We start from the raw sequence: 2,124 nt of genomic DNA, 5'->3' as shown, positions 1-2,124 counted from the left end.
TCTCAGCAATTCAAATAGACAGTTATCCAGACTATACGAGACCCTCGACCCTTGGGCTTCCCGCAAGTCTACTTGCCTAAGCCTGCAGAGGCTTTCCTCCGTATACCTCGGGCCTCCGGCTACCCTTGGCGATTACTGGGCAAGCCGGGGACCTTCTCTCAGCTTGATATTTCAATCACATGCGTCGATATCCTAACTACTATTTTCAGTTATTTCGCCATCAATAAAGATATTCCTGCTCGAGACCGCAAAATTTTACATATAAAATATGAAGTACCGACCAGTATGAGGGCAGATTAAGTCATAGCGAAGTAACATTTACTTTTAACGTAGCATCCTGGACGACTGAGCTGGAAGTAGGCCGCTGTTATCACTTGGCCACTGAGCGCCTGCCGAGCCAGGAAAGCTGAGGCAAATGAAATATCAAGATACATTGGAGGTCGGCAATTACTTGTTAAGGATAGATACTAAGAATATAATTCTTACCAACAGGCTATGCTTAAAACCCGCCTTTTAGGCCCTATCCAAACCGGTAAAAGCCAGGGGAGGTAATGCTAATGGTGGTAGGCATACTGCAGGTGGAGCTCCATATTGCCCAATCCTTTTCCCTCAAAGATAAGAGGCGGGTTTTGCAGGGCACCATCGAAAGGATAAGAAGACGCTTCAATGTCTCCGTTGCTGAAATCGATCATCAGGATGTTTGGCAGCGGGCTTTGTTGGCCATCGTTACCGTCAGCAACCAATCCGCCTATACCGATCGCTCCCTACGCTCTGTACTCCGGTATTTGGAGAGCCAAAGGGACTTGGAAGTGGTAGAGTGCCACACGGAATTAATTTAAGGGTACCGGCAGAAGTTGGCAACAAAAGCTAAGGGCGAGCTGGGTATAAAACTGGGCAGAGGGGGTAATGGGATGCGGTTAGTTTACCTCAATGGGTGCATGCAGGAGTTGGAGGAGGCTAAGATTTCGGTCCAGGATCGGGGTTTTCTGTTCGGTGATGGAATATATGAAGTAATTTGGTGCTGGCAGGGCCGCTTGTTTCGGCTCGAGGCCCACCTGGAGCGCCTGGAAAAGAGCGCAGAGGCCATCGAGCTGGAGCTACCCCTCAGCCGGGCGGAGCTAGCAGAAGTGGCGCGAGGGCTGGCCGGAGAAGCCCATCGATCGGGGTTGAACCCGGCCCAGATTTATATCCAAGTCACCCGCGGTCCGGCCGAGCGTAACCACGCCTTTCCGGAATCTCCTCAGCCCACGGTGCTGGCCATGGTTCAGGCCGCCCACTTGGCGCCGCCCCAATATCGGGAGCAAGGGGTAAAAGTCATAACTACCCCCGACATCCGCTGGCGCTGGTGCCGGGTAAAATCCATCAACCTCCTTCCCAACGTTCTGGCCAAGGAAAAGGCCAAACGCCAGGGAGCTTACGAAGCCATCTTTTGCGAGGAAAGTGGCACGGTCAACGAGGGCTCTAGCACCAACATCTTCTTGGTCAAAGATGGTGTGATCATAACTCCTAGCCTCGACAACAACATTCTCCCAGGAATTACCCGAGCGGCTATCCTGGAAGCGGTACGCGCTGCTGGCCTGGCAGTGGAGGAGAGGCGGGTTTATGTGGATGAGCTTTATGCTGCCGATGAGGTCTTTTTGTCGGGGACTCTGTCCGAGGTCATGCCGGTGGTGGTGGTGGATGACCGGACCGTTGGTAGCGGGCAGCCGGGCCCACTTACCCGGCAGGTCTACCAACTGCTGCTTGGGCTGATGCGCCAAGAACTCGGCCCGGACCTCCCCGGCTAGGCCGGAGGCGCAGATTCGCTGAGGGACCGAGAAAGAGCCCACGGGATCGTCAAAGTCCCTGAAAAAATAACCACTTCCCTCAGCTAAAAGATTTAGCCGACCGACCAAAAAGGACTACTCATATTTTGTTACGCCGGAAACTTACCACAAAAAAGCAAACCGAAGAGGAGCTGCTCAAAAGCCGACCAAAGGAAAAGATTTAACCATAAGGAGAAGCAAAGGTGAAGATATTCATTTCAAGCATCAATCAGCGCCGCGGCGTATCCTTTATTCCAGGCCAACTCCCTTAAGCCCGCGGCAATATTCTGCACTCCTTTCAAACGGAGCAGGCTGATCG

General features: G+C 52.6%; 2 protein-coding genes. Both read left to right on the top strand.

From position 1 onward, the window contains the following. Window positions 1–557: 557 nt before the first annotated feature. Entirely contained in the window at window positions 558–839 is a 282-nt protein-coding gene (locus tag H5U02_15270) for a DUF503 domain-containing protein (GenBank protein ID MBC7343780.1), read from the top strand. Between the two features lie 72 nt (window positions 840–911). Further along, complete coding sequence (locus H5U02_15265) at window positions 912–1,787, top strand: D-amino acid aminotransferase (GenBank protein MBC7343779.1); 876 nt, start codon at window positions 912–914, stop codon at window positions 1,785–1,787. Window positions 1,788–2,124: the final 337 nt, after the last annotated feature.

Source organism: Clostridia bacterium (assembly GCA_014360065.1).
Lineage (GTDB): Bacteria > Bacillota > DSM-521 > Neomoorellales > JACIYF01 > JACIYF01.
This window is presented reverse-complemented; position numbering and strand designations above follow the sequence as displayed.